We start from the raw sequence: 26,110 nt of genomic DNA on the forward strand, positions 1-26,110 counted from the left end.
ACTAGACAGAAATTATAAAGTGTTCTACACTAAAGAAAACCAGGAGGAAAATATGTCTAGAAAAACACGTCGCTACTTCACAGATGAATTCAAACAACAAATCGTTGATCTTCACAAGGCAGGTATGAAACGAAACGAGCTTATCAAAGAGTATGAGCTAACTCCCTCAACCTTAGATAAATGGGTTAAACAGGCAAGAACAACCGGTTCCTTCAAAACTGTTGATAACCTAACTGATGAGCAGCGTGAGCTGATTGAACTCAGAAAACGAAATAAAGAGCTTGAAATGCAGGTCGATATCTTAAAGCAAGCGGCAGTGATTATGGCACGAAAAGGAAAATAATCACTGCGAACAAGAAGAATTACAGCATTTCAGCCATGTGTCGGTGCTTGAACATTCCGCGTTCTAGCTATTACTACAAAGCTATGGAGTCTATATCCGAGGCTGGTCTCGAAGAAAAAATCAAACGCATTTTTCTCGAAAGCAAGTCCAGATACGGTGCTAGGAAAATCAAGAAATGTCTAGAAGTACAAGGTATCAACTTGTCTCGTCGTCGGATTTCTCGCATCATGAAGAGACTGAATTTGGTTTCTGTTTACCAGAAGGCTGCCTTCAAACCACATGCTAAAGGGAAAAATGAGGCATCCATTCCAAACCTCCTAGCCAGACAGTTTCACCAAGAGAAGCCCTTGGAAGCTCTTGTGACGGACTTAACTTATGTCCGTGTTGGTAAGCGTTGGGCTTATATCTGCTTGGTCATTGACCTCTTTAATCGCGAAATCATCGGACTGTCAGCTGGTTGGAACAAGACTGCAGAGCTGGTCAAAGAGGCTATTCAAAGTATCCCTTATGCGCTGACTAAGGTCAAGCTCTTCCATTCTGATCGAGGGAAGGAGTTTGATAATCAGCTGATTGATGAGATATTAGAAGCCTTTGGTATCACACGTTCACTCAGTCAAGCCGGTTGTCCCTATGACAATGCCGTAGCCGAGAGTACCTATCATTCTTTCAAACTTGAGTTTATTAACCAAGAAACCTTCCATTCCTTGGAAGAATTAGCTCTAAAAACCAAAGACTACGTTCACTGGTGGAACCACCACCGCATTCATGGCAGTCTCAACTACCAAACGCCTATGACTAAGCGAGTCATCGATTAAGCAAAAAAACACTTCATAAAATTTGTACAGAAAACTGTTGCCTTTTCATCTTATTCCCGAAAGCAAAGATTGTTCTGGATCGTTTCCACATTATTCATCACCTGAGCCGGGCTATGATGGCTACTCGGATTGCCATTATGAAGAACTGTGACAAGGGATCACTTCCTTATCGTTCTATGAAACATCATTGGAGAATCTTCCAAAAAGACAGCCGAAAACTCTCTAACAAACTCTTTTATTCTCGAACCTTTAGACGAACTTTAACCCCTAGAGAAGTGGTTCAAAAGACCTTAGACTTGTCAGAGGAACTAAGGCACTATTATGACCTTTATCAGCTCTTGCTTTTCCATTTTCAAGAGAAGAACAGTGAGGCTTTCTTCGGACTGATAGAAGACTATTTACCTACTGTGAATCCTACTTTCAAAACAGTCTTTACAACCTTTCTCAAATACAGACAATACATTACCGATGCACTTGAATTACCTTATTCAAACGCTAAGCTAGAAGCTACTAACAAACTTATCAAAGACATCAAACGACAAGCTTTTGGTTTTAAAAACTTCAAAGCTAAAATTCTCATCGCTTTAAACATACAAAAAGAGAGAACCAACCTGATTCTCTCTCGTATGGGGTAATACTTCACCCACTACAGTTGACAAAGTGCCCTTAATTCTCTAACATGATTATTTCTTGTTTTGCTCCACTGCTCGATAATAGCGTGTATCTTGGACTAATTTTTTAAAATAGACTACAACCACGTTCGCATAGTGATAAAAGAGAAAGGCGTAGGCAACTGCAAGTAGCAGGTAAATAGCTTCCACCTTGCCCAAAAGTGCCTTGATAACACTCGCTAATAAAACAAGTAATAAAAGACCAATCAATACCAGATACAGATAAGCTAGTAAACTCGCCCAATACCGCCATGAAAACGGCGCATAAGAGGCGGCATTATAATTGAGCCATTTCTTGGCATAACGCATAAAGATATAGCTAATTGTAAAAAAGATCAAGTACTGCACAGACTTCTCCTTTTACTTCCGCTTGCGGGCGATCAGGTGAATCGGTGTGCCTTCAAAAACAAAGGCCTTACGGATTTGATTTTCAAGGAAACGAAGGTAAGAGAAATGCATGAGTTCTTCTTCATTGACAAAGATGACAAAAGTTGGTGGCTTGGTCGCCACTTGGGTCGCATAGAAAATCTTGAGACGTTTGCCCTTGTCGGTCGGCGTTGGGTTAATGGCAATCGCATCCATAATCACATCGTTCAAGACTGCAGACGGAATCCGTGTTTGCTGGCTTTCGCTGATTTGCTTGATCATGGCTGGCAATTTGTGCAGACGTTGTTTAGTAAGGGCTGACACGAAGATAATCGGTGCGTAAGAGAGGTACTGGAATTGGTCTCTGATGTCTGCTTCCCAGTTCTGCATAGTCTTATTGTCTTTTTCAAGGGTATCCCACTTGTTCACAACAATGATCATCCCTTTTCCTGCTTCATGGGCAAAACCTGCAATCCGCTTGTCATACTCACGAATGCCCTCTTCGGCATTCAAGACCATGAGGACCACATCTGAACGGTCAATGGCACGCATGGCACGCATAACAGAATATTTCTCGGTATTTTCATAGATTTTTCCAGACTTGCGCATCCCAGCGGTGTCAATCATGGTAAATTCTTGACCTTCGCTGTCGGTAAAGACCGTATCAATCGCGTCACGAGTCGTCCCTGCAACAGGACTTGCAATCACGCGCTCCTCACCCAAAATAGCGTTAATCAGGCTTGACTTTCCAACATTTGGACGACCAATCAAGCTAAACTTAATCATATCTGGATTTTCTTCTTCAGTCTCAGCTGGGAGATTTTCTACAATGGCATCAAGTACATCTCCTGTACCAATCCCGTGAACTGAAGATACTGGGTAAGGATCTCCCAAGCCCAAAGAATAAAAATCATAGATATCGCTACGCATCTCAGGGTTATCGACCTTGTTCACCGCTAGAATAACTGGTTTATTGGTCTTGTAGAGAATCTTTGCCACATATTCATCCGCATCAGTCACACCTTCCTTGCCAGATACGACAAAGACGATGACATCTGCTTCACTCATGGCAATTTCTGCCTGATGTTTAATCTGCTCCATAAAGGGTGCATCAACATCGTCAATCCCCCCTGTATCAATAATGCTGAACTGACGATTGAGCCACTCAGCTGTTGCATAAATGCGGTCACGCGTCACACCTTCTACATCTTCTACGATAGAAATGCGCTCACCCGCAATCCGGTTAAATAGGGTTGATTTGCCCACATTCGGACGCCCTACGATGGCAATGGTTGGTAAAGCCATAATCTCTCCTTACAGTAATTTTTTCTTTGTTAAATAATGTTTCGTTGCTGGATGTTCGACTTGAGCAAACTGAGCCGCTAGGCGCTCACTCCATGTTGTCGTCACACGATCTCCAGCATATTCTTTTTGAACTTCATCATAATCCTTGATGACACGCGCATCTTGCTCTTTATAGCTTTCCTCAAAAACAACACTCTCATAAGGCAGGCGAGGTTTTGGAGGTCGATTTTGCGCTGGCTCACCCAAAGCAATTCCAAAAATCGGATACACATAGTCTGGCAGGTTAAACAAGTCTGCTAAATCCTCTGCTACTTCTCGAAGCACCCCAATGATCACACCACCATAGCCTAAGCTCTCAGCAGCAAGCAATGTATTTTGAGCAGCTAGGCTCGCATCTACTGAGGAAATCAAAAGATTTTCTACCCCCTCTGGGTAAAATGCATCACTGTGCAAAGCAACCCCTTGTTTAGCCCGATTCAAATCTCCGAGAAACAGCAAAAATACATCAGATCCGACAATTGCTGGTTGAGGAATCAAGTCATACAAAGCCTGCTTTTTTTCCTTACTTCGCACTACGATGATTGAGTAAGACTGGAAATTTTTCCAGCTTGAAGCCATACGACCTGCTTCGATGATCGCTTTCAACTCCTCATCAGAGATGCTCTTATCCCCAAAACGACGCACAGAAATATGCCTACTCATCAACTCCATCGTTTCATTCATCGGCGATTCTCTCCTTCCACGCGGACTTCATCAGCTAAGTATTTTATACGCTCCATGACACGCTTGGCTTGCCAAGTCTCATCTCCTTTTTTAGAAGTTGCAAAGTGCCTCTCCAAGTCTGCCATCGAAAAGTTCGAGGTGAAAAATGTCGGCAAATTTTCCTGCATCCGATGCTGCAAAATCACCTGTAAAATCTCATCTCGTGTCCAAGCTGAAGGTTGTTCAGCACCAATATCGTCTAAGATCAGCACTTCTGCCTTTTTGACCTCATCGACCTTTTCCTTGACCAAGCCTTCTCCAATCGCATTTTTCACATCAAGGACAAAGCTAGGATAATGAAGAATAGTCGTTGACACCTTTCTTTTCTCTGACAAATCATGCGCCAAGGCTGCCATCATATAACTTTTTCCTACCCCAAAATCACCGTACAAATACACCGATTTTCGAACGTTTGGGTAATCCGCTACAAAGGTGGTCAATAATTCAAAAGCCTGAAAACGCCCTATATCATCTAAATCCACTTGCGCCAAACTAGCTGTTTTGAGACTCGCAGGGAGATTGATGAGATGGAGACGATTGTTAATCGCAGCTTCTTTTTGCGCTGCAATCAGCTCTGGGGTTTCCTCATAAGAAACATCTGCATAGCCCTCATTTTTGACCAAAATCGGCTTGTAGCCTTTGGCAATATAGGCTTCATCTCCCAACAAAAAACGATTGCGCTCGCTGATATATTGATTAAACTTCGAAATACTGCGACGCACTTCTGCTTCTGTCAAGTGCGCTTCCTTGATAAAGTCTGCCACGTCTTTATCTGACAAGATCTGCTGGACCAACTCTTCATAATTCAGCTGCCTTCCTCGTCCCTTATGAGACAAGGTTTGTCCTACACTCTCCATCTACTCACCTCCCTGGTCTAATTTAGCTAAGAGCCTGCGTTTTTGCTCTTCTAACTCAGCCTGACGCTCTGCACTGGTTTCATTTTTATAGTCAGGATTGCTCCATTTTGGTACATTGGTCTGAGGCTTAGAAGTTCTTTTTTCTTGTCGTTCCTTGACTTTTTGATTGCGCTCACGAATCCGTAAAACAGCTAGCTCTGCACTGCTAATCTTTTGATAGGCAAAATCATTCGCCACCTTTAAAGCATACTGGTTTGCCAGATTTGCCGAATCTTCGACATTGAAGGTCAAGAGTAAAATCACATTGATAACCTCATCCAATAAGCCCAACTCTGCCATATCTTCTAAGCACTTTCGCTCAGACTGAACAATCGCCCCTCGCCTTGCCTGCTTGATTTCTGCTAAAAACTCCAAAGCAGACTTGGCTTTAGCCTCTCGGATGACAATCTTTTCCTGTGATGTAAAATCAGCCTCCACCACCCTTTGCTGTAATTTTTGCAACATCCGCTTAGTGGAGATTATCTGTCCGACTGCTGTCTCTTTTGCCAACTGATAAGTCTCATACCAGCTCCAACCTTTTTGGTCTGCAATCGCAAACAGAGCTAGCAAGTCCTCTTTTTCATCCTTAAACCGTAGAAAATCACGCGCCATAAGCTGCTTAAAATGCTCCAAATCAAAATCGTTTTTAACAGGAGCAGCTAGCTGCTCAAGGTCAGCTACCTCAAATAAGCTGGATAATTTCTTGGTCTTTTTTTGTCCTTGTGGCAGCTCTAAGAGCAAAGCCTCCACAGCTGTATCTCCAATCTTTTTTTCCAGCAAGCGCCGATAAACCGCATTGGATAAAAAATCCTGAGCTGACAAGGGCTCTCGAATCACGAAACGATGGAAAGTCTCCTCTTCATACCAATCCAATAACTCAAAAGCAACTAATAGATCGAGAGCCTTTTTCAACCGCTCCATACCAAGATTAAGATGGTTAAGCAGATGGGCAAAGAGATACTCCTTTTCTCCATTGTCCCAAAAAGCAAGAAAATACTGGTAGACAGTCGTCGCATCCATCCCTAAGATCGGCAAATACAGACGAATCAAGCTATTTGAATCTCTTGAAACGACATTGTTTTTCACAAATGAAAAAACATCATTTGGTTTCATCTAGTCTTCCTTTTTCTTCTTGCTAGATTTGGTGATTTGCTTGAGCAGGCTCTCAAGCTCACTCACATCCTTGAAACTCCGATAGACACTTGCAAAGCGCACATAGGTAATCTCATCTAGCTCAGCCAATTCATTCATGACAAGATTGCCGATGTACTCACTATCAATCTCATCCTCATTATTCCCACGAAGTTTTTGTTCAATTCGATTGACCACAGCATCGATTTCTTCACTTGATACTGGACGTTTTTGGGCTGAGCGGATAATGCCGTTGAAGATTTTCTCCCGCGAAAATTGCTCGCGAGTTCCATCTTTTTTGACAACGACCAAGGTTTTCTCTTCTACGCGCTCATAAGTTGTAAAACGATGTTGGCATTCTTCACAGGCTCTTCTACGACGAATCGTATGACCATCTTCAGCCTGCCTACTATCCACAACACTTGATTTACTACCCCCACATTTTGGACACCGCATCTCTTTTCCTCCTTACTCTTTCTACTCATAGTTTTTAGTTTTGATTTAGTACGAGGAAATGAATCGCAGGCAAAACCAGTTCACGACGTAATAAATGAACACTAAATAACTCTATAAAACGATCAGCTTCCTAAAGCTCTAGTACTCTATTATACCATGTTTTGACGGATAACAAAAGCCAAAGAGAAGGGGCTTCTTAACACAAAAAAGTTCAACAAAAAATCTGTTGAACTTTTCCTCTTTTATCAAACTCAAAGTGTCATCTCTACTTCAAGTCCATAATGATCACTGATAACAGGACCATTTTCACCATCAAAAACGACATGTGAACGCTCAATCGTCCAGTCCTTGCTCGCAAATAGATAATCAATTTTGAGAGCATCTCGATTGCCTTCCCAACCAGCAATATCCCCCTCAACGGTACAAGTACCACGAACATCTCTTGCAGTCTTATGACTGTCTTGCAGATTTAGCGAACTATTTACAATCTCTTGATAGCCCTCATAATCCACAGGGTTATTAAAATCACCCATGAGAACGAGTGGATAGGAAGTAGCGACTAAAGCTGTTTCTAAACGAGCCCATTCCTCTTGAAAGCCTTTATCCCACCATGAAAGATGGACACTTCCTACTGTGATTTCTTTCTCATGTACCTCTGTCTCTACAAGTAAGACCTTGCGAGTATGGTAATCTGTTGGATCATCCATATCTGATACCGTCAAAACCTTTGCTTTGAGTGGTTTTTTTGAGAGAATCGCAACTCCTTCATGGAAACGATCAAAACCGATATGATTATATGCCCAACTCCAATGATAGGTTTGTCCCTGTTTTGCCAACTCCTCCACTAAACGAAGAGCATAGTGATCCTCATGGATCCCTATGCCTTCTGCTGGTTGATAGTAAAGAGGAGCGGCAATCTCCTGACTGTCGTCCATCAGTTGGTTAACTTCCTGAAGGCAAATCACATCGTAGTCTTGCGTCAAGATCCGCGTGACTAAGTCCTGCAATTTTTCTTCTTGTTGGTCTTCCATCCAACTGTGTGTGTTTAAACTTAGGAATTTTGCCATAGTTTCCTCTTTTATAATTCTACTTTTGCAACGACTACATTGCTAGTGACTTGTCCAAGGGTTTCAAAGGTTACCTCTTTGACCGCAGCCATATTAGTGAAGACCACAACTGTTGTCGTTTCACGACCTGCTGCTTTTATCGCATCTAAATCTGCTGTCACAAGAAGATCACCTGCTTTGACTTCTTGACCTTCTGCTACATGCACCGTGAATGGATGACCTTCAAGACTCACTGTATCAAGTCCGATGTGAACCAATACTTCCAAGCCATTTGCAGTTTCCAAACCAAGAGCATGTTTTGTTGGGAAGATACTTGTCACTTTCCCTGATACTGGAGAGACAATCGCTCCATTTGCTGGCTCAATCGCAAATCCATCACCCATCATTTTTTGAGCAAACACTGGGTCTGTTACAGCTCCAATTTCAATAACTTGTCCATCAGCCACGGCTCTCACGTCTTCTATCACGCCCTTAAAGTCAGTCGTAACAAGAGATTCAGCTCCACTTGCGACAATCGTCTCAGGAATTACTTCTCCTGAATCCAACAAGTCTTGGATATCTGATTTCAAAACATCGGCTTTTGGTCCATAAATTGCTTGTACACCAAGACCTTTCACCACCAAGCCCATAGCGCCTTCTTGTTTCCATTGCTCTTCCGTGCCGACTTTATCAATATCTTTGACTGTCACACGAAGACGAGTCATACAAGCATCTACATCTGCAATATTGTTGCGTCCGCCAAGGAGATTGATAATGTTAACGGCTTGAGAAGCTTCTGCGACTTTAGCGTCACCTGTGCTTTCATCCGTTTCCACGCCGTCTGTTTCGTAGTTTCCGTTACGTCCTGGTGTTGCGTAGTTGAATTTTTGAATCATGAAGTTGGCGATGAAGTACATCACAACTGCAAAGAGGGCAGATACCCAGATAAAGTTGATGACATCCATACCAAGACCTGCACTGACTGCAAGCGGTGTACGAGTCAAGAATTCGATAGATCCAAATGAGTGAACACGAAGATGAACAAGGTCAGCCATGGCAAAGGCAAGCCCTTGCACCACTGCATAGACAAGGTAAAGTGGCATTGCAACAAACATGAACATGTATTCAACAGGCTCAGTAACCCCTGTCAAGAACACGGCAAGAGCTGTTGCTGTCATCATTCCTTTGTATTTCGCTTTTTTATCTGGATCAACATTGCGGTAAATCGCTACAACCACACCCATCAAGATACCAAACGATCCGATCATTTGTCCGACTTTGAAACGAGCAGGTGTCACTGTTTCGAGTAATTGTTGGTATTGTGTTGGGTCAGTTCCCTTCAAGTTGACAAGGTCTGTTACCCAAGCAAGCCATAGTGGATCTTGTCCAAATACCTGCTGACCAGCTTGTGCACCAGATAAGATCGTGTAAGTTCCACCAAATGATGTATAGTTCATTGGGATAGTCAACATATGGTGCAATCCAAATGGAAGCAAGAGACGCTCTAAGGTACCATACAAGAATGGTGCTAAGAATGGCGCTGTATCTTGTGAGTTGGCAATCCAGATACCAAAGTTGTTAATTCCCGTTTGGACCACAGGCCATACGATGGAAAGAATAACTGCGACAATCGTTGATCTTAGGATGACAACGAATGGCACAAACCGTTTCCCGTTAAAGAATGATAGAGCATCTGGCAACTTGCGGAAGTTGTAGTATTTATTGTAAGCTGTTGCTCCAACAAAACCAGCGATAATTCCAACAAAGACCCCCATATTTAGGGCTGGTGCTTCTAAGACACTCACGAAGTAATCCGCAACAGCAATCTTGCTACCAAACATGGTAGACACCATTGCTTCAGGATTTTTAAGCATATCACCACTCACCCCAAAGATAACCCCTGTGATACGGTTAATCAAGATGAAGGACATACCTGCTGCAAGTGCTCCTCCAGCACGCTCCTTAGCCCAGCTTCCCCCAATCGCTAAGGCAAAGAGGATGTGGAGATTTCCAATAATCCCCCAACCGATTTGCTCAAGGACACCACCGATTGTCACCAAGGCAGCAACATTTGGATTGATCATCGGAATAGATTTTCCGATACTAATCACCAAACCAGCCGCAGGCATCACGGCGATGACGACCATCAAGGCTTTTCCGAATTTTTGCCAAAATTCGAAACTGAATAGATTTTTGAACGTATCTTTCATCATTCAATCTCCTTTTTTTAATTTGTGCAAACGTTTTATGAAAACGTTTGCGTTATGTTATAACACTATTATACCATATCTTTTACGTTTGTAAAGGCTTTTATAACGTTTTTCTCAAAATTTTGGGTTTTAGCTGATATAGTTATTTAGTGTTGATTTAATACGAGGCAACAAATCGCAGGCAGAACTAGATTTAGCTGAAGATTATTTCATAATCCTTATTACCCACCTTCAACAGTCTGGGAGACTATTGGAGCAAGACGAGTTAATGACGTAATACATTAAAACTAAATGGCTATATGCAAAAAGACCACCCTAAGGTGATCTTAAATAGGCTAATCTTGCATGCTATAACCAACACCACGAATGGTTTTGATATAGCTTTTCTGACCAGGAAGGTCAATTTTCCCACGCAGGTAACGGATATACACATCCACCACATTGGTTTCCGCTGTGCTTTCATATTTCCAAACCCGCTCAAGCAACTGCTCACGGGTCATGACTTCTCTACTTCCCATCAGCGTGGCGAGCAGATCATACTCCCTGCGTGTTAGAGCGATGACTTCGTCTCCACGATAGACCAAATGATTTTCAATATCAATCCGTAAATTTCGATAAGAAGTTGGGATTTTCATCTGGCTACAATGTTGGTCAATAAAATCACGCCCGCGGAAAATAGCGGAAATTTTATCCGTTAAATCACTCATGATAAAGGGTTTGACAAGATAAGAAACTGCAAAACGCTGAATACTTTCTTTGTGTAAGGGCAAAGCCTCTCGCTCTTCCATCACAATCATCACACGCGCAGGCTTTACCACACTAAGCTCATCTGCAAAGACTTCTCCAGTCATATCCATTAGATTATAATTCAGCAAAATCAAATCATAGTCATTTTCCTTGGCAAGACGAAGTCCATCTTGCCCTGTCTCACAAACATCAATCTGATAGGATTCCTTTTGTAATTCCAAAGCAAGGAATCGTGCTAAATTGGTTTCATGTTCAACTAATAAAATCCGCTTTCCCATAAGCTTTCCTATTTTTCATCATACCATGAATAATGGTACACTCCTTCTTTGTCCTTACGCTCATATGTATGCGCTCCAAAATAGTCACGCTGTGCTTGGATCAAGTTAGCTGGTAAATTCTCTGCACGGTAGCTATCAAAGTAAGCAATAGCGCTTGAGAAAGTTGGTACAGGAACACCTGCTTGTACTGCTAAACTCACCACATCACGAACGGCTTGTTGGTAATTCGCTGTAATGTCCATGAAGTATTCATCCAAGAGGAGGTTCGCCAGGTCTTCATCTCGACCATAGGCATCGGTAATCTTTTGCAAGAAACGAGCACGGATGATACATCCCGCACGCCAAATTTTAGCGATTTCACCAAATGGAAGATTCCAGTTATTTTCTTTAGACGCTACACGGAGTTGAGCAAATCCTTGTGCATAAGACATGATTTTTGAGAAGTAAAGGGCTTGGCGAATCTTTTCAATCAACTCAGCCTTGTCTCCTTCATAGGTAAAGGCTGCTGGTTTTGGCAAGACCTTACTTGCATGCACACGCTCGTCTTTATAAGTCGAGATATAGCGGGCAAAGACAGATTCGGTAATCAATGGTAGTGGCACTCCCAAATCAAGTGCAGACTGGCTCGTCCATTTACCTGTTCCTTTGTTTCCTGCAGCGTCAAGGATATAATCCACGATTGGCCCCTCTTGACCTTCATCGTCCTTGCGTTTCAAGATGTCAGCTGTAATTTCAATCAAGTAACTATCTAGCTCACCTTGGTTCCACTCTGTGAAGATATCTGCCATTTCTGTCGCTGATAGACCAAGCAAATGTTGCATCAAATCATAGCTTTCAGCAATCAACTGCATATCCCCATATTCGATACCGTTATGAACCATTTTTACATAATGACCTGCTCCATCTGGACCGATATAAGTCACACATGGCGCACCATCTTCAGGCGCTTTAGCAGAAATTTCTTCCAAAACATCTGCTACCAATTCATAGGCTTCTTTTTGCCCACCTGGCATGATAGATGGACCTTCAAGCGCACCTTTTTCCCCACCAGAAACCCCTGTTCCGATGAAATTGATGCCTGAATTTGCCAATTCTTCGCTACGACGGATCGTATCTTTATAGAAGGTATTTCCACCATCAATCAAGATATCTCCCTTATCCAAATAAGGAAGAAGGGCTTGAATCGTTGCATCTGTACCAGGTCCTGCTTGCACCATAAGCATGATGCGACGTGGTTTTTCAATAGACGCTACAAAACTTTCTACATCGTAGCTTGGTACTAATTTTTTACCGGGATTACTTGCCACAACATCTTCTGTCTTATCTGCTGAACGATTGTAAATCGCAACAGTGTAGCCTCTTGATTCTACGTTAAGTGCAAGGTTGCGACCCATAACGGCCATTCCCACAACACCAAAATTTGCTTTTGTCATTTGGATTCTCCTCTGCATAGTTTGTTCTATTTTACCATTTTATAGACTTAAAGAAAAGCATTTCATTTGAAATTCCCAAAAACAAAAAGCAAAAGGGTGTCCCTTTTACTTTATATTCATCAATCTTCATCAAATAGCTGCTGCAAACCTGCAAAGGGACTATTTTCCGCTTTTCGCTCTTCTTTCTGACGTTCATAATCTTCTTCACTCAAGACCTGCCAATCTTGTCCAGATGGCATATCTGCTGAAGTTTCTTCCTCTTGCGTCAAGACTTTCAAAGGAATGTTAAGAAGGATGTTATCTGCGACACTTTCAGATAAATCAATGCTATCTCCCTCAATAGGCAAGACCAACTCTTCTTCAATCAAGTCTTGCTTGCTAGAAGTGCCATCTACCTCCATAAAGACTTCATGCACAGCATAAGCTTCTTTTTTCTCCACTGGCTCCATGCTTCGACTAGATGCTAACACAATGGTATAAGAAAGGTCGTAGTCGAGAAAATAAAGGGCATCCTCATATTGAACCTTTCCATTGCTTCTAATCTCTTTCACATCCAAAATTTCTTCATTTCGAGCCTTTAATCCCTCTGCCAAATCAAGCAGTTGATCAAAAGCAAGACCTTCTGGATTTTTCTTGATTTCTTGAATATTGAATTTCATCGTATTTTCCTTTTTTTCTTTTATTATATCATGTTTCCTTGAAATTTTGGTATAATGGTGTCAATTAGAAAGAAGCATTTATGAAATCATTAGGAGAAATTTTCAAAGAAATCAGAACCTCACGTCACATGTCGCTCACAGAAGCGGCTGGTGAAGTTTGCTCCAAGTCCATGCTTTCCCGCTTTGAAAGTGGAAATCACGACATCGGTGCCCAGAAATTAGTTGCTCTGTTGGATAATATCCACACCGATATGGAGGAATTTATCTTTCTCTGTCGTTCTTATCAAGTGCAGCCTGACAAAAAGATTTTCAAACAAATTGAGCAAGCACTGGATGTGGCCGATACGAGTAAGCTCCATCAGCTTTACCAGCAGGAAAAAGATCTTTATCAAACTAACAAACAAGAAATCCACATGTTAAATGCCCTCAACATCAAAGCGCGCATGAAAGGCATTGACCCCAAAAACGTCCATGCTACGAACGAAGAAATGGACTTTCTCTATCACTATCTTTTTTCTATCGAGCATTGGGGCAACTACGAACTTCGACTCTTTTCTACTTGCACGCCTTTTTTATCCCCTAAACTCTACACTCAGTATGTAAAAGAAATGCTCAAGCGTGTGGATACCCAAAATGCTATGGAATCTCACCGTGACTTGATTCATAGTATGCTATTAAATGGATTTCTACTCTGTATCGGAAAGAATGATAGAGAACTTGCTAGATATTTTGATGAAAAAATCCAAGAACATTTTTATAAGGAAAATGAAACCTATCTACGAGCTGTCTATCTCTTTGCCAAGGGTATGTTTGTCTATAAATTTGAAGATCTCAAACAAGGAAAGAAGCTCATGACTAAGGCGCTTACAGTCTTTGACATGTTAGACTGCAAGGATAGCTTATTCTACTACCAGCAGGCAATGGAAGGGCTCGTTAAGAACGAATCTCACTCTTTTTAAAAAATATCGTTGAAAATATGCAACTTTTTCTAAAAAACAAACGCTCTCGTTTATACTAAAATAAATTAGAAAACCCATAAAGGAGAATAACGATGAAACTTGCTTTTCGAAATCCATTCTTTGCCATCATTAGCCTTTCGCGCTTTTTCAATAAAACAGGCGCCAGTATCTACAATCTCGTCTTTGTCGTTTTTGCTGCTAGTATGCCCAATCCGAGCCTAGCTATTGCACTTCCCAATCTCATCGTCTTGGTTCCGACTTTCTTTACAATCTTTGTCGGCATAAAGGCAGATAAAACGAAACACAAAGCTAAATGGCTGATTCAGATTGGTTACCTACAAGCTGGACTTTTCCTCATCATTGCTCTTCTAACCAAGACCCACACCTATCTCGCCTTTTCGATTGTCTGCCTGTTGAACATTCTCTCAGACATGCTGAGTGATTTTCGTGGTGGACTGCAAATGCCCATGCTTCAAAAAAATATCCCCGAAGAAGATCGGATGGAAGCCTACTCCTTTACACAACTTTTATCTGTGGGCTGCGGCTTAATCGGTCAAGGAATCGGCGTCTGGCTTCTTGCCATTAGTCAGCAAAACTTTGCTTTAGTTGCGACCATCAATGCACTTGCATTTTTACTCTCATCAAGCGTGCTATACTTGGTTCGCCATCAACTAACCTATGAAGAAGTCGAATCACAACCAGAAACCCAATCTCTTAAAAAGCAATTACGCGATATTTACCAGAATGCCCAACTGATTTTTAACCAAAAAGACCATGGGAGTTTTATCTCCCTGCTCGTTGCCATTTTGGCAATCAATGCTCTTGGAGGATCACTCACAGCCCTTTACAACCTCTACCTCTTGGAACATCCTCTCTTTGAACTTTCCTTTAGCCAATCGATTTTCTTGATTCAAATCATTAGTATCTTAGGCATGGTTATCTCTAGCCTGACCCCAAATGACTACTTTGCCAAACAATCTATTGAAACTATCTTGATTTGGACATCCATTGGCATGATGGCTCTTGGACTTAGCAATTTCCTGCACCTACCTAGCCTTGTTTCCCTAAGCCTGATTGCCTTTATGGTCTATCTAGTCTACAAGGTCAATCCCAAAATTGAAAGTATGCTACTGAATAGCATTCCAGCAAATGTCCTTGCTCAAACCTCTTCTTTCTTGACCTTCCTGTTCTCTTTTTCCATTCCAGCTGGAACCATGCTCTTTACCAGCCTTGCTCTCTGGAATGTAGGCTTGGCTTGGGCTAGCTTTAGCGGGATTGCACTCTTATCCCTCTACCTTTCTTATCGGACAAAAAAATAAGACTCATCCATAGTAAAAGGGAGTGAAACTCAAGCGTTCATTTTGTCAACTTTGCTTTCTAATTTTTAGGCTCAGGTAGTAACAGTCCACTGGACTGTCCTCACCTTCTAGTTTTCAAGCTCAGGGATCAATAATCACTTCCCTGACTATTGATATACGCCAAATTGTCAAATCTATAAAAGAAGCGAGGCTGGACACTTTTGTCTCAGCCTCGCTTTGTTTTACCTATCTATTTCCGATTTGCTTTTAAGCTAAAGTGATCTGGCACGGGATCCTCTCCACCTTCTGCCCAGGGATGGCAGCGACAAATTCGTGCTATCCCCATGAGAACACCTTTCAGACCATGTTTTTCAATAGCTTGAATCATATAGGTCGAACAGGTCGGATGATAGCGACAAGACGGTGGCAAGATGGGCGAAATCACGCGCTGGTAAAGAACTACCGGCGCAATCAAGAGCTGCTTTATCATTTCTTCTTAGTCACAGCTAGCGTATGAAGCTGGCTGATTTCTTTTTTATTCAGACGTCTTGACTCACCTGATCGCAGACCTGTCAAGTCTAAATGACCAAACTGGGTCCGGGATAGCTTATCTACTATAAGCCCCACTGTCTCAAACATTTTTTTGACTTGGTGATTGCGTCCTTCGTGAATCGTCAGCTGAACAACTGAGCGGTTTTTCACAGGATCGACTTTTAGGATTTCATAGACCGCTGGCTTGGTTTTCTTCCCATCAATGACCACTCCTCGTGTCAAGGGACGAAGAACCTCTTTATTCGCAATCCCTTTCACACGCGCTACATAGACCTTGTCAATCTCATTACGCGGGTGAATCATCTCATCGGTGAAATCTCCGTCATTGGTCAAAATCAGGACACCAGATGTATCCCAGTCTAAGCGTCCAACAGGATAAATCCGCTCCGCTACATGCGGCAATAAATCTACAACCGTCTTTCTGCCCTTATCATCGCTCACACTTGAAATCACACCGCGTGGTTTATTGAGCAGGTAATAGACTTTTTCTTCATTGTAAATCGGCTGCCCCTCTACTTCGACCTTGTCTCCTGATTTGACAATTGTCGCAAGCTCTCTCACCACTTGACCGTTAATCGTCACAAGGCCTTGCTTAATCAGCTCCTCTGCCTTCCTTCTGCTCGCTACCCCTGCATGGGCAATGTATTTATTGATTCTCATCTTCTTCTATCCTTTCAGCAAAGAGTTGGCTTTCCTCTGCAACCAAATCCAGTGTCTCAACGACTGGCAATTCTTCAATATGATTGATTCCCATATAATCCAGGAAATAGTCTGTTGTGGCATATAAATTGGGACGCCCAATCACTTCTTTTTTCCCAGCTTCCTTGATCAAATCAAAGGCAAGGAGCTTCCCAATTGCACCGCTTGAATTCACCCCCCGAATCTCATCTATTTCAATACGGGTAATGGGCTGTTTATAAGCGATAATAGACAAGGTTTCAAGAGCTGCCCGCGATAAACTCTGATTGATGGGCGCTTTGGAATAGTCTCGCAAAACTTCCGCAAAAGCTTTCTTCGTTACCAATTTATAGGTTTGAGAGGTTTCAAGAAGCTCCAAGCACGAATCTGTATCTTCTCGATACTTTTCCTGTAATTTTTCGAGACTCTGTACCACTCCTGTCGGTGGAATCGAGAGAAGCTCTGCCAACTGCCTCGCCTTGAGACCTTCCTCTCCTGCCACAAATAAAAGAGCTTCAATCTCTGCTAACTTACTCATTTCTTTTTCCTACTAGATAAATATTTCCAAAATTTTCGTCCTGAAGAACCAAGATTTCCTGCACCTTGATGAGCTCCAAAGTGGCTAGAAAGAGCGTAATCATTTCATGGATATCTCGCGCTTCTATAAACAAATCTTGAAGAATCAAGCGTTTCTGCTCCTTACAACGACTTCTCACCACTTCCATCAGATCCTCAATTTTATACTCATCACGGACAATGGTTGTATGGCTTTGCTTAAACTCTTCACGCTTTTTCGTCATTAACTTTGAGAAAGCTAAAAAGAGATCAAGTGTCGTCTTATCATGCAAGAGCTCTGCATCTTCATAGACCAATTCCATACGGGGCTTCGAATAAAACTGAGCCCTTTCTTCGTGCTGCTCAGCAAGCTTTTCTCCCAAGAGTTTAAAGGTTCGGTATTCCTCGATTTGAGACAAGAGGTCTTGTTCTAAATCGTCTGCTAGCTCCACCGTATCTGTGACTTTTGGCAAGAGCTTCCGACTTTTGATCAGCATGAGCTGGCTAGCCATGACCATGTACTCCCCTGTGACTTCTAACTTCATCGCTTGCAGGGTCGATACATAGGCTAGGTATTGCTCGATGACCTCGGTTATCGGGACATCATAAATATCCATCTGGTATTTGGACACCAGATGAAGCAAGAGGTCCAAGGGACCTTCAAAGTCCTTAATCTTTATATCCATCATCTATACTTTTCTAAGGTCACCATGGTTTTAAGGCCTAAGTTCTTAGCGATTTGTGCAACATCCACCCCACGCTCTCTCTGGCGGAGAATGTATTGCTCTCTGAGACTTTGGGCGGATAAGGAATTCTGCTCTTTTTCTGCCAAAAAAGCCTCTAGCTGACGAAAGCCCCACTGTCGTGAGTAGGCTTTTCCATTCTTTTCAAGGAGATAAGTCCCGTCCATCACTTCTTCTAACACACTCGTCAATGGATCAGGGATTTCCACAATCCGACGCTGGCCTGCTTTTTCAATCCGAATAATCTGAAAGTCAAGATTGATATCTGCTACTTTCAAACTCAAAATTTCACTCGGTAATAACCCCAGCTCGACAATCAAGAGAGCAATCAAGCGCCCCTTGCTTTCTTTGGTATCCTCCCAAAAGATAGACAAGTCTAATAGCTCTGCATCATGGTCCTTAGCAATCCCCACCTTAGGTAATTCCAAACGGTGGAAATCCTCCACCAGACGCTTTCGGTAAAGATGGTGGAGAAATTGATTGACCGCAGATAGCTTACGCTTTTGCACCGCAGGCTTAAAATCTGCGATGGACGCCTGATAAATCCGCAGATTGGTATCTGTGATTTTCCCATGAGTCAAGGTTACAAATTGCTCTAAATCATAGGTATAGGCAGAACGCGAATTAGTGGATAAATGTTTTTGTTCTAAAAATCGGCTAATTTCTTCTTTCATTTGGCAATCATCTCATATTCACTTGCAAAATTATGGAGAAGAGCATTGATGGCTTTCAGGATTGATTTTCGCGTAATAATCCCTTGGAAATGATGCTGTTCATCAACGACCGGTAAGAAAGATTCATCCACTAACTTGTGGAGAACTTCTGTCACGGTGAAATCCACACCAACTGTCGGACGATCTTTTTCCACAATATCCACAATGTCGGTCCGAAGAAATTCCTCATCGGGAAGATCGTGCTTGAGCTGATAGGACAAAATATCTGTCAAGGAAATAGTCCCTACAAACTCCTTGTCTGCCGTAATGACTGGCACCCGCGAATAGGTAATCTGGCTGAGTAGCAAAATCGCATGATCCACATTATGGGTATCAATCAAAACTGCCAAATTATCCGCCGGTGTCAGAAATGTCTCCTCTTGCTCCAAAAGATAGGTTTCAAATGCTTTATCAATCATCTAGCAAACTCCCTTGAAAGGCTCGGATAGAGTTGATGCTCTCTCGTGTAGAAATCCACTTTATAAGCCTCATCTGTGATCTCTACCTTCGCATATAGGCGTTCGTTCACCACCCCACGCGGTTGGCTGACAGATCCTGGGTTTAAAAAGAGAGTCTTCCCTTCCATCCAAGCATCTGGTACATGGAGATGTCCATAAAGACAAATATCGGCATTTTTCTCCTGAGCCCAAAAATCCAACTTTTGAAAACCAAAGTTAATCATATACAAATGACCATGGGTCTGGGCAATCCGAGTATCCCCTACAAGCGTTAACAAGCGATCCTTGTAACCCCCATAAAAGTCCATATTTCCCGCTACAACAGTGATCCCTTGCCAGATTGGATCATCACTCGCTAATTCTGAATCTCCATTGTGGAAAATGGCATCGACCTTCCCTAAATAATGCTCTTTAATATCCTCAACCACGGCACGATCACCGTGAGAATCACTCATTACAATGATGGTTTGCTTTGCCATGATGGAAATACCTCCAGTAATTTTTTAACCGCTTGAGCGCGGTGGGATTGTTCATTTTTTTCTTCCAAGGTTAGCTCAGCCGCGGTTTGCTCGCTTTCACCCACTAAAAAGAGAGGATCGTAGCCAAAGCCATTTTCACCCTTAGGCTCAAAAGCAATATAGCCATCCCAGTCTGCCTCAACCACAAGACTTTCCTTGTCTGGACTTGCAACAACCAAGGTTGTATGGAACTGAGCCGAGCGATTTTTCTTGTCAAAAACCATGGCTAATTCGTGGCGCAGTTTGGCATTGTTTTCTGCATCCGTCGCGTCAACTCCTGCAAAGCGTGCTGACCAGACACCAGGTAAGCCACCTAAGATATCAACCTTAAGCCCTGAATCATCAGCCAAGACCATCTTTCCTGTTAGCTTTGCAATCGTTTCTGCCTTGAGGCGTGCATTTTCTTCAAAGGTCATGCCTGTCTCTGCCACTTCAGGGAGATCTGGATAGTCATTGAGGTTTTCTACATCCAACCCTAATGTATCAAACATCTTACGAAATTCAGTAGTCTTGCCTTCATTTCGTGTGGCAATGAGCAGCGTATCACGCACCTCTTTTTGCCCTAAAAAGTCCTCTAAAACAACGCCGTCCTTAGGCACATGCACATAGAGCAGGTGCCCCTCTTCTACTACTAAAAGAGCACCTTGACGTTGAATCACCTCAAGCTTGCGATCGGTATTGTCATTGATAATGTCGATGACAAAGTTCATCAAGCGAAAGACCGAAGAGTAACGAATGATCGTCACATCATATCCTCCAGCCTTCCACGCTTCTTCTGAGAATGGTTCATTCTCTCCATCCACAATGGTTGAAAAACCTGGTAATAAATCATGGGAGCGTATATCTCCCATACCTGCGATAAAATTATGCCCCTGCCAATTTCCAATATACCAATCGTTTTCGTCCTTGTATTCGTAGATTTTTTCTGTCATAGTTCTGTATGCTCCACTTCTATCTCGCATCCTAGCCAAGCTGTTGCGATATCTGCAAAGCTCTTGGCATTTGCCGTTGTATAAAAAGCATGGTGCAGGTCTGTTTCATGCCTGCTATGATTGATTTCAAAATAATTAAGCAGCACCGAAATATCCCGCACACACTCAGCTCCGCTATCAATCAACTTGACACTTGGCCCCATCACATTTTGGATAATCGGTCGCAAAAGCGGATAATGGGTGCAGCCCAAAACCAGTGTATCTACCTTACCTTTCAAAGGCGCTAGGCTTTCATAGACTACTTTTTTGGTCACACTAGAGTTCAATTCATTGGACTCTACCAGAGGAACAAATTTAGGACAGGCGAGACTTGACACCTGCATTTCTGGTGATAGATTTTCAATTTTTTTTCGATAAATGTCTGAGTTCACCGTCATGGGGGTGCCAATCACCCCTATTTTTCCGCTAGTTGTAGATTTAATCGCTGCACTAGCCCCTGGTAAAATCACTCCCAAAACTGGAATTGACAACTCTGCTTTGATCTCTTCCCAAGCCACAGCTGTTGCGGTATTGCAGGCGATGACAATCATCTTGACATTCTTGGTCAAAAGAAACCGAACCAGCTGCCATGTGTACTCCCGAATCTGCTCAGCTGGTCTAGGACCATAGGGTGCACGCGCTGAATCGCCGATATAGATGACTTCTTCGTGAGGAAGCTGACGCATGAGCTCACGCACCACAGTCAAGCCTCCCACACCCGAGTCTAAAAAACCAATTGGTCGATTATCCATAAGGTCTTCCTTCTAAAGAAGGGACTGGGCTCATACTCTTAAAATGCCAAAGCCGCTGCCATGTATCCGTCACAGATAAGGTTCGTTTTATCCGTGACACTCTTGCCTCGCCTACTTTGATTTTCTTGAGTAGCAATCCCAAATCCCCATTTTTTTATAAGAGGTCTAGGACCTCATTTGACAAGCAATTTGTTTATTTTTTCGCTTTTTTTAGTGCTGCTTTTTGTTGTTTCTTAATTTGGTTATAAACTTGCTGAACCTTTGCCTCGCTTGGTTTTTGACCATTTGCAGACAACATCATTCGCACTGCATCCACGTTTAAACGTGGGTTATCTGCAAATTCCTTTTCCAACTGCTTGCGGACCAAAAACATACCTGCAAGGATTCCTCCAAAAAATGCCAACACGATTAAGAAAATTGCTAATCCGATATTCATCATTGTTCTCCCTCTATTTTACATTACCTCTTATTATACCATGAATCCTTTATTTTTCAAAATCAAATCCATACAAAGTCGCAAAGTAATCTTCGGGTTCTTCTTTTCTGCGGATCATCCGGCTTGAGCCAGTTTCTTCTAAGAGAATCTCTGCTGAGCGGAGCTTGGCATTGTACTGATAACCCATCGAATACCCATGCGCACCTGTGTCATGAATCACCAAGGTATCACCGATCTTAGTCTCTGGCAACTCACGATTGACGGCAAATTTATCATTATTTTCACAAAGACTTCCCACCACATCGACGACTGTTTTCTCACCATTTGGATTTTCCATATTGGTGATGTGATGATAAGCACCGTACATAGATGGACGCATGAGATTGACCGCTGAAGCATCGACTCCAATATACGTGCGATAAGTTTCTTTTTTGTGCAAAACCTTGGTCACAAGAAGCCCATGTGGCGCTAGCATAAAGCGTCCTAACTCAGTAAAGATTTTAATTTTCCCTAAGCCTGCAGGAGTCAAGACCTCTTCATAGACCTTTTTCACCCCTGCACCAATCGCTAAAATATCATTTGCAGTTTCTTCTGGTCGATAATTGACCCCAATCCCCCCTGAGAGATTGATAAAATCCAAATCAACACCCGTTTTTTCGACTACTTCGACCGCCAACATAAACAACTGACGAGCCAACTCTGGGTAGTAATCATTCGTCACTGTATTAGACGCTAGAAAGGCATGAATCCCAAATTTCTTGGCTCCTAGTGCTTTTAATTCTGTAAAAGCTTGAATAAGCTGGTCTTTGGTCATGCCAAATTTAGACTCTTCGGGGTGATCCATGATATCTGTTCCCAGCTCAAAAGTCCCCCCTGGATTGTAGCGACAAGAAATCACTTCTGGGATACCTGCACTCTCTTTCAACCCCACCAAATCTTCATAGGCGTCTAAGTTAATGGTCGCTCCAATCTCTCGTGCATACACATACTCCGATAAAGGTGTGTTATTGGATGAAAACATAATATCATTTCCAGAAAAACCAAGCTTATGGCTCATCAAAAGCTCCACATAGCTGGCACAATCCACTCCGCAACCTTCTTCTTGAAGGATTTTCAAAATCGCTGGAGTCGGGGTTGCTTTCACCGCAAAGTACTCCTTAAAGCCTTCATTCCAAGAAAAAGCTTGGTGAAGAGCACGCGCGGTTTCTCGAATTCCTTTTTCATCATACAGATGAAAAGGCGTTGGAAATTGTTGGGTAATGGTTTCTAGCTGCTCACGAGTGACAAATGGTTGTTTCATATTCTCTCCCTCTCTATTCTCTCACATATTCTATCAGTATAGCATAAAATATGGGCATATGAAAAGAGAGCTAGACAAAATCTACTCCCTCGTTCGGTTTTTAACAGATATAGTTGTTTAGTTTTGATTTAGTACGAGGCAACGAGTCGCAGGCATAGCTTAGGTTAGGCTAGACGAGGTAACGACGTAATAAATTAAAACTAAATGACTATAAAACAACATTAAGATCAAGTTTTTCGATTATCCTTGGGTCCGATCTTTACAATGCCAAAGACGATTAGCAAGAATAAGATGACTCTACAAAACCTCCCATAAGGCCGAGGAAGATAGGGAAGAATGATCTCCACAGCAGCTAGTTGATTAAACAAGATTAGCAAGAACTTTGCAGCATAAAGTAGTGTTTTCCCTAAAGAATACGCCCCCTTGACCAAGCTAAGATCTGACACAAAGTGAACTGGAAAATAGCGAATCAGACAGAGACTAGCCTCAAAAATCGCATCTTGTAAAATCATACCTTTTTTATGATCGCTTTCAACCGTTCACTCCTTTCATTATTCGTCCAAAAAAGGACTGGATATTTTCATCCAATCCTATATGATTTTTCTAGTCATTTCTTCCAAAGATTCGCAAGATACTAAGGAAAAGATTGATAAAGTCAAGATAAAGACTAAGAGCAAGAGATACGACCCACCCAAGTTTAGCTTGTCCATTGGTCTGCTCATAGACATAGCGAATTTTTTGATTATCCCAAGCAATCAAGCCTGCAAAAATCACCACCATGATATAGCTAATGATGTAACTCAAACCACTGCTGTGTAAAAAGACATTGATTAGACTCGCAATCAACACTCCAATCAAAGCCCCTGTCATGGCACGTCCCATAGCTGATAGGTCTTTTTTGACCACCATGCCAATCCCTGCCATGACAAAAAACATCAGAGCAGAGCTAACAAAAGCCGCAAGAACAGTCTGTCTCGTGTACATCGCCACCACAAAACTCATGGTAAAGCCATTAAGGGCTGAATAGGTCAAAAAGAGCGGAAGAGCTGCTGGGCTATTTTTCATCGCCATATTTGACGCCATAAAGACAAGAGCGAGCTCTAAAAAGATAGCGCCGTAGTAAATCACACGATTTCCTAGCAAAACAGCCTGCAAAACACCACTTAAGCTCGTTAGCATTAGAGCAGCTACTAGAGCCGAAATACCCACACCTAAGCCGACAAATCCATAGACTTTAGCGTAGAACTGATTGAGTCCTGCTCTTTCTTGAATAATTGTATGGTTCATTTGAATCTCCTTTTTCTTTTCTATGATTTTAACATTTTTCGATGGAAAAGTTTGGTTTTGACTTTTCTGCGAAAAGGAGCTGTTGCCTCTTTCACCGCCCAGTACTTATCCACCATCGTGACGATATAGGCTTCCTTATACCGAGGTGGAGCAAGGGTTGCTCCCCACATGTGCTTGATGATAATATCTTCTTCGATTTTATTAAGTATCGTTACCTTGCGAGCATTTCTCACAGCAAGTCTTGGATGAACCCAAGCATGACTTTTATTAAACTTGGTCGTTCGCCAATCATAATAAAACAAATCATGCAACAGTCCGCCTCGCGCCGCACTTCTCTCATCCCAGCCCAATTTTTTTGCAATTTTATAGCTCGTATAACTGACGTTAATCGAATGCTCCAAGCGATTGGAATGGATATGATGTGGAATAGTCTTGAGTTTTTGCACCCGCTTGTGGGATAGAAGAGGCTCCACATGGTTTAGATAGTCGTGATCTTTTTGGTAAGGCATGTCCTCACCTCCTTATTATTTCTCATTATAAGCTCTTTTCTGAAAATTAACTTAAAGCAAATATGAGAATACCTGCGGCAACAGCTACGTTTAAGCTCTCTGCCTGCCCTTTCATTGAAATATGAACCAGCTGGTCTGCTGCCTTTGCCACATCAGAGCTAATCCCTTGACCTTCATTACCCATGACTAAGAGAAATTCTTGATTGGTAAGCGTCCTATAATCCACCGAATCCTGAGCCAAGGTCGTTGCTAAAATAGACAACCTAGATGCCCTTGCTAAATCAAGGATGTCACTCGTGTCCATCCGATAAATCGGCACATGAAAATGACTGCCTTGCATAGAACGAAGGGTTTTGAGATTGTACAAATCCGCTGAATGTTTAGACAGAAAAACACCGTCAAAGCCAGCCGCATCCGCTGTCCGAATGATGGTTCCGACATTGCCAGGATCTTGCACATCTTCCAAAAAGAGGTACTTCCCGTTAAGCGTCTGAGGCAAAACAGGCTTTTCCAAAGCGATTTCCGCCACAATCCCTTGGGGGGTCTTTGAGTCTGCTAAATCTGCTAGAACTTCTTGCGTCACCAACACAACTTGCGTGAAATCCGCTACCTTATCTTGATAAGCTTCAAGAACAAAAATCCGCTTGATGTCTGCTCCTGCCTTCACCGCTTCTTCAAACAAATGCCAGCCCTCAATCAGATACGAATCCTTCCGATATTTTTTTTGATGTAATTTTTTGGTATTTTTTACCACTTGATTAGCTTTTGAGGTTATAATAGTCATAGAAGTATTATACCACAAATCTACTCAAATTTTACTAAGTTCATCGAAAAGGTAGTATAATATAAGGGAATGAAAAGTCATCTCTCATGGACTTTCTTACGTCGTTTAACTTCCCTCATACTAGTAAAAACGAGCAAACTAAAAGGAGGACAATGTGAAAAAAGTCAGAATGATTGCCCAAGGTCGGGTGCAGGGAGTCGGATTTCGCTGGGGTGTTTACACCCTTGCTTTAGAAATCGGCGGCATTACTGGTCGTGTTTGGAACAGAGAGGACGGCACGGTAGAGATTTTAGCTGAAAGCAAAGAAGCCCCTCTCATGGCAAAATTTATCCAAGAAGTAAGAAAAGGTCCAACCCCCTTTTCAAAAGTAACCTATCTAGATGTTACTCTCGCAAATTTCGAGTCCTATAAAGACTTTAAAATTGCAAATTAGGTCTAAAGAACTATTGTGTATTTTCTAAAAAAGAAGTAGAATAGAT

29 protein-coding genes and 1 pseudogene are annotated in these 26,110 nt (G+C 42.2%); 5 read left to right on the plus strand and 25 right to left on the minus strand.

The genetic code is table 11. The features are described from left to right. Positions 1 to 52 precede the first annotated feature (52 nt). Both AB1I63_05730 and AB1I63_05735 read left to right on the plus strand, forming a co-directional pair. A protein-coding gene (locus tag AB1I63_05730; GenBank protein ID MEW4354382.1) for an IS3 family transposase occupies positions 53 to 1,158 on the plus strand; the annotation gives its coding sequence in 2 pieces (ribosomal slippage) (positions 53 to 329 and positions 329 to 1,158; 1,107 coding nt in all). 50 nt (positions 1,159 to 1,208) lie between these two features. Continuing rightward, positions 1,209 to 1,793, plus strand: a pseudogene (locus AB1I63_05735) (transposase). 48 nt (positions 1,794 to 1,841) lie between these two features. Here AB1I63_05735 and AB1I63_05740 read toward each other — a convergent pair. From AB1I63_05740 to AB1I63_05790, 11 genes are all read right to left on the minus strand, one after another. Beyond that, positions 1,842 to 2,177, minus strand: a complete 336-nt coding sequence (locus AB1I63_05740) for a hypothetical protein (protein MEW4354383.1) — start codon at positions 2,175 to 2,177, stop codon at positions 1,842 to 1,844. A gap of 12 nt (positions 2,178 to 2,189) precedes the next feature. Beyond that, positions 2,190 to 3,500 (minus strand): ribosome biogenesis GTPase Der, encoded by a 1,311-nt coding sequence (gene der, locus AB1I63_05745; protein MEW4354384.1) that lies wholly within the window; start codon positions 3,498 to 3,500, stop codon positions 2,190 to 2,192. Between the two features lie 9 nt (positions 3,501 to 3,509). Further along, entirely contained in the window at positions 3,510 to 4,223 is a 714-nt protein-coding gene (locus tag AB1I63_05750) for a nitroreductase family protein (GenBank protein MEW4354385.1), read from the minus strand. Then, positions 4,220 to 5,119 carry a primosomal protein DnaI gene (dnaI, locus tag AB1I63_05755; protein ID MEW4354386.1) on the minus strand — a complete coding sequence of 300 codons (900 nt, stop codon included), beginning with the start codon at positions 5,117 to 5,119 and terminating at the stop codon, positions 4,220 to 4,222. The genes AB1I63_05750 and dnaI overlap by 4 nt, the downstream gene beginning before the upstream one ends. Continuing rightward, positions 5,120 to 6,271 (minus strand): DNA helicase, encoded by a 1,152-nt coding sequence (locus AB1I63_05760; GenBank protein MEW4354387.1) that lies wholly within the window; start codon positions 6,269 to 6,271, stop codon positions 5,120 to 5,122. Then, a complete protein-coding gene (nrdR, locus tag AB1I63_05765; GenBank protein MEW4354388.1) occupies positions 6,272 to 6,745 on the minus strand; it encodes a transcriptional regulator NrdR in 474 nt (157 codons plus the stop codon). Between the two features lie 251 nt (positions 6,746 to 6,996). Continuing rightward, positions 6,997 to 7,812 carry an endonuclease/exonuclease/phosphatase family protein gene (locus tag AB1I63_05770; protein ID MEW4354389.1) on the minus strand — a complete coding sequence of 272 codons (816 nt, stop codon included), beginning with the start codon at positions 7,810 to 7,812 and terminating at the stop codon, positions 6,997 to 6,999. An 11-nt stretch (positions 7,813 to 7,823) separates the two neighbouring features. Further along, a complete protein-coding gene (locus AB1I63_05775; protein ID MEW4354390.1) occupies positions 7,824 to 10,004 on the minus strand; it encodes a PTS transporter subunit IIBC in 2,181 nt (726 codons plus the stop codon). A 332-nt stretch (positions 10,005 to 10,336) separates the two neighbouring features. Further along, positions 10,337 to 11,026 (minus strand): response regulator transcription factor, encoded by a 690-nt coding sequence (locus tag AB1I63_05780; GenBank protein ID MEW4354391.1) that lies wholly within the window; start codon positions 11,024 to 11,026, stop codon positions 10,337 to 10,339. Positions 11,027 to 11,034: 8 nt separating this feature from the next. Then, positions 11,035 to 12,459, minus strand: a complete 1,425-nt coding sequence (gene gndA / locus AB1I63_05785) for an NADP-dependent phosphogluconate dehydrogenase (GenBank protein ID MEW4354392.1) — start codon at positions 12,457 to 12,459, stop codon at positions 11,035 to 11,037. Positions 12,460 to 12,578: 119 nt separating this feature from the next. Further along, complete coding sequence (locus AB1I63_05790) at positions 12,579 to 13,118, minus strand: YceD family protein (protein ID MEW4354393.1); 540 nt, start codon at positions 13,116 to 13,118, stop codon at positions 12,579 to 12,581. Between the two features lie 80 nt (positions 13,119 to 13,198). Here AB1I63_05790 and AB1I63_05795 point away from each other — a divergent pair, with 80 nt between their 5' ends. Continuing rightward, positions 13,199 to 14,077 carry an Rgg/GadR/MutR family transcriptional regulator gene (locus tag AB1I63_05795; protein MEW4354394.1) on the plus strand — a complete coding sequence of 293 codons (879 nt, stop codon included), beginning with the start codon at positions 13,199 to 13,201 and terminating at the stop codon, positions 14,075 to 14,077. A gap of 92 nt (positions 14,078 to 14,169) precedes the next feature. Then, positions 14,170 to 15,396, plus strand: a complete 1,227-nt coding sequence (locus AB1I63_05800; GenBank protein ID MEW4354395.1) for an MFS transporter — start codon at positions 14,170 to 14,172, stop codon at positions 15,394 to 15,396. A 229-nt stretch (positions 15,397 to 15,625) separates the two neighbouring features. Here the strand turns inward: AB1I63_05800 and yidD are convergent, their stop codons facing one another. From yidD to AB1I63_05870, 14 genes are all read right to left on the minus strand, one after another. Next, positions 15,626 to 15,865: a membrane protein insertion efficiency factor YidD gene (yidD, locus tag AB1I63_05805; GenBank protein ID MEW4354396.1), complete on the minus strand. Its 240-nt coding sequence runs from the start codon at positions 15,863 to 15,865 to the stop codon at positions 15,626 to 15,628. Further along, complete coding sequence (locus AB1I63_05810) at positions 15,862 to 16,587, minus strand: pseudouridine synthase (GenBank protein ID MEW4354397.1); 726 nt, start codon at positions 16,585 to 16,587, stop codon at positions 15,862 to 15,864. The genes yidD and AB1I63_05810 overlap by 4 nt, the downstream gene beginning before the upstream one ends. Then, positions 16,574 to 17,143, minus strand: a complete 570-nt coding sequence (gene scpB, locus AB1I63_05815; GenBank protein ID MEW4354398.1) for an SMC-Scp complex subunit ScpB — start codon at positions 17,141 to 17,143, stop codon at positions 16,574 to 16,576. The genes AB1I63_05810 and scpB overlap by 14 nt, the downstream gene beginning before the upstream one ends. Beyond that, the gene (locus AB1I63_05820) at positions 17,136 to 17,846 is read right to left on the minus strand and encodes a segregation/condensation protein A (GenBank protein MEW4354399.1); all 711 of its coding nucleotides are present in this window, start codon (positions 17,844 to 17,846) and stop codon (positions 17,136 to 17,138) included. Before AB1I63_05820 ends, scpB begins: the two co-directional genes overlap by 8 nt. Next, positions 17,846 to 18,577: a site-specific tyrosine recombinase XerD gene (xerD, locus tag AB1I63_05825; GenBank protein ID MEW4354400.1), complete on the minus strand. Its 732-nt coding sequence runs from the start codon at positions 18,575 to 18,577 to the stop codon at positions 17,846 to 17,848. Before xerD ends, AB1I63_05820 begins: the two co-directional genes overlap by 1 nt. Then, positions 18,574 to 19,035 carry a cyclic-di-AMP-binding protein CbpB gene (gene cbpB / locus AB1I63_05830; GenBank protein ID MEW4354401.1) on the minus strand — a complete coding sequence of 154 codons (462 nt, stop codon included), beginning with the start codon at positions 19,033 to 19,035 and terminating at the stop codon, positions 18,574 to 18,576. The genes xerD and cbpB overlap by 4 nt, the downstream gene beginning before the upstream one ends. Next, entirely contained in the window at positions 19,032 to 19,553 is a 522-nt protein-coding gene (locus tag AB1I63_05835; GenBank protein ID MEW4354402.1) for a metallophosphoesterase, read from the minus strand. The genes cbpB and AB1I63_05835 overlap by 4 nt, the downstream gene beginning before the upstream one ends. Further along, entirely contained in the window at positions 19,529 to 20,524 is a 996-nt protein-coding gene (locus AB1I63_05840; protein MEW4354403.1) for a nucleoside-triphosphate diphosphatase, read from the minus strand. Before AB1I63_05840 ends, AB1I63_05835 begins: the two co-directional genes overlap by 25 nt. Further along, positions 20,521 to 21,315: a glutamate racemase gene (gene racE / locus AB1I63_05845; protein ID MEW4354404.1), complete on the minus strand. Its 795-nt coding sequence runs from the start codon at positions 21,313 to 21,315 to the stop codon at positions 20,521 to 20,523. The genes AB1I63_05840 and racE overlap by 4 nt, the downstream gene beginning before the upstream one ends. Before the next feature lie 193 nt (positions 21,316 to 21,508). After that, positions 21,509 to 21,751, minus strand: a complete 243-nt coding sequence (locus AB1I63_05850) for a YneF family protein (GenBank protein MEW4354405.1) — start codon at positions 21,749 to 21,751, stop codon at positions 21,509 to 21,511. Positions 21,752 to 21,800: 49 nt separating this feature from the next. Next, on the minus strand, positions 21,801 to 23,051 hold the full coding sequence (locus tag AB1I63_05855) for a diaminopimelate decarboxylase (protein ID MEW4354406.1): 1,251 nt from the start codon (positions 23,049 to 23,051) through the stop codon (positions 21,801 to 21,803). A 603-nt stretch (positions 23,052 to 23,654) separates the two neighbouring features. Further along, on the minus strand, positions 23,655 to 24,338 hold the full coding sequence (locus AB1I63_05860; GenBank protein MEW4354407.1) for a Bax inhibitor-1/YccA family protein: 684 nt from the start codon (positions 24,336 to 24,338) through the stop codon (positions 23,655 to 23,657). Between the two features lie 20 nt (positions 24,339 to 24,358). Then, positions 24,359 to 24,847, minus strand: a complete 489-nt coding sequence (locus AB1I63_05865) for an HDIG domain-containing metalloprotein (GenBank protein MEW4354408.1) — start codon at positions 24,845 to 24,847, stop codon at positions 24,359 to 24,361. Positions 24,848 to 24,893: 46 nt separating this feature from the next. Beyond that, positions 24,894 to 25,631: an RNA methyltransferase gene (locus AB1I63_05870; GenBank protein MEW4354409.1), complete on the minus strand. Its 738-nt coding sequence runs from the start codon at positions 25,629 to 25,631 to the stop codon at positions 24,894 to 24,896. A 154-nt stretch (positions 25,632 to 25,785) separates the two neighbouring features. On the opposite strand from AB1I63_05870, the gene AB1I63_05875 reads away from it, so the two are divergent. Next, positions 25,786 to 26,064, plus strand: a complete 279-nt coding sequence (locus tag AB1I63_05875; protein ID MEW4354410.1) for an acylphosphatase — start codon at positions 25,786 to 25,788, stop codon at positions 26,062 to 26,064. Positions 26,065 to 26,110 lie beyond the last annotated feature (46 nt).

Origin of the sequence: Streptococcus pneumoniae, assembly GCA_040719455.1 — a bacterium.
GTDB classification, from domain to species: Bacteria; Bacillota; Bacilli; order Lactobacillales; family Streptococcaceae; genus Streptococcus; species Streptococcus pneumoniae_G.

Coding starts and splice junctions, on each gene's coding strand:
- scpB (MEW4354398.1), bottom strand. CDS start 17,143: ATGAGTAAGTTAGCAGAGATTGAAGCTCTTTTATTTGTGGCAGGAGAG.
- AB1I63_05865 (MEW4354408.1), bottom strand. CDS start 24,847: ATGCCTTACCAAAAAGATCACGACTATCTAAACCATGTGGAGCCTCTT.
- AB1I63_05835 (MEW4354402.1), bottom strand. CDS start 19,553: ATGGCAAAGCAAACCATCATTGTAATGAGTGATTCTCACGGTGATCGT.
- AB1I63_05870 (MEW4354409.1), bottom strand. CDS start 25,631: ATGACTATTATAACCTCAAAAGCTAATCAAGTGGTAAAAAATACCAAA.
- AB1I63_05840 (MEW4354403.1), bottom strand. CDS start 20,524: ATGACAGAAAAAATCTACGAATACAAGGACGAAAACGATTGGTATATT.
- AB1I63_05820 (MEW4354399.1), bottom strand. CDS start 17,846: ATGGATATAAAGATTAAGGACTTTGAAGGTCCCTTGGACCTCTTGCTT.
- gndA (MEW4354392.1), bottom strand. CDS start 12,459: ATGACAAAAGCAAATTTTGGTGTTGTGGGAATGGCCGTTATGGGTCGC.
- AB1I63_05850 (MEW4354405.1), bottom strand. CDS start 21,751: ATGAATATCGGATTAGCAATTTTCTTAATCGTGTTGGCATTTTTTGGA.
- racE (MEW4354404.1), bottom strand. CDS start 21,315: ATGGATAATCGACCAATTGGTTTTTTAGACTCGGGTGTGGGAGGCTTG.
- AB1I63_05790 (MEW4354393.1), bottom strand. CDS start 13,118: ATGAAATTCAATATTCAAGAAATCAAGAAAAATCCAGAAGGTCTTGCT.
- AB1I63_05855 (MEW4354406.1), bottom strand. CDS start 23,051: ATGAAACAACCATTTGTCACTCGTGAGCAGCTAGAAACCATTACCCAA.
- AB1I63_05800 (MEW4354395.1), top strand. CDS start 14,170: ATGAAACTTGCTTTTCGAAATCCATTCTTTGCCATCATTAGCCTTTCG.
- AB1I63_05760 (MEW4354387.1), bottom strand. CDS start 6,271: ATGAAACCAAATGATGTTTTTTCATTTGTGAAAAACAATGTCGTTTCA.
- cbpB (MEW4354401.1), bottom strand. CDS start 19,035: ATGATTGATAAAGCATTTGAAACCTATCTTTTGGAGCAAGAGGAGACA.
- AB1I63_05860 (MEW4354407.1), bottom strand. CDS start 24,338: ATGAACCATACAATTATTCAAGAAAGAGCAGGACTCAATCAGTTCTAC.
- nrdR (MEW4354388.1), bottom strand. CDS start 6,745: ATGCGGTGTCCAAAATGTGGGGGTAGTAAATCAAGTGTTGTGGATAGT.
- dnaI (MEW4354386.1), bottom strand. CDS start 5,119: ATGGAGAGTGTAGGACAAACCTTGTCTCATAAGGGACGAGGAAGGCAG.
- AB1I63_05770 (MEW4354389.1), bottom strand. CDS start 7,812: ATGGCAAAATTCCTAAGTTTAAACACACACAGTTGGATGGAAGACCAA.
- AB1I63_05775 (MEW4354390.1), bottom strand. CDS start 10,004: ATGATGAAAGATACGTTCAAAAATCTATTCAGTTTCGAATTTTGGCAA.
- AB1I63_05780 (MEW4354391.1), bottom strand. CDS start 11,026: ATGGGAAAGCGGATTTTATTAGTTGAACATGAAACCAATTTAGCACGA.
- AB1I63_05795 (MEW4354394.1), top strand. CDS start 13,199: ATGAAATCATTAGGAGAAATTTTCAAAGAAATCAGAACCTCACGTCAC.
- yidD (MEW4354396.1), bottom strand. CDS start 15,865: ATGATAAAGCAGCTCTTGATTGCGCCGGTAGTTCTTTACCAGCGCGTG.
- AB1I63_05750 (MEW4354385.1), bottom strand. CDS start 4,223: ATGAATGAAACGATGGAGTTGATGAGTAGGCATATTTCTGTGCGTCGT.
- AB1I63_05810 (MEW4354397.1), bottom strand. CDS start 16,587: ATGAGAATCAATAAATACATTGCCCATGCAGGGGTAGCGAGCAGAAGG.
- der (MEW4354384.1), bottom strand. CDS start 3,500: ATGGCTTTACCAACCATTGCCATCGTAGGGCGTCCGAATGTGGGCAAA.
- xerD (MEW4354400.1), bottom strand. CDS start 18,577: ATGAAAGAAGAAATTAGCCGATTTTTAGAACAAAAACATTTATCCACT.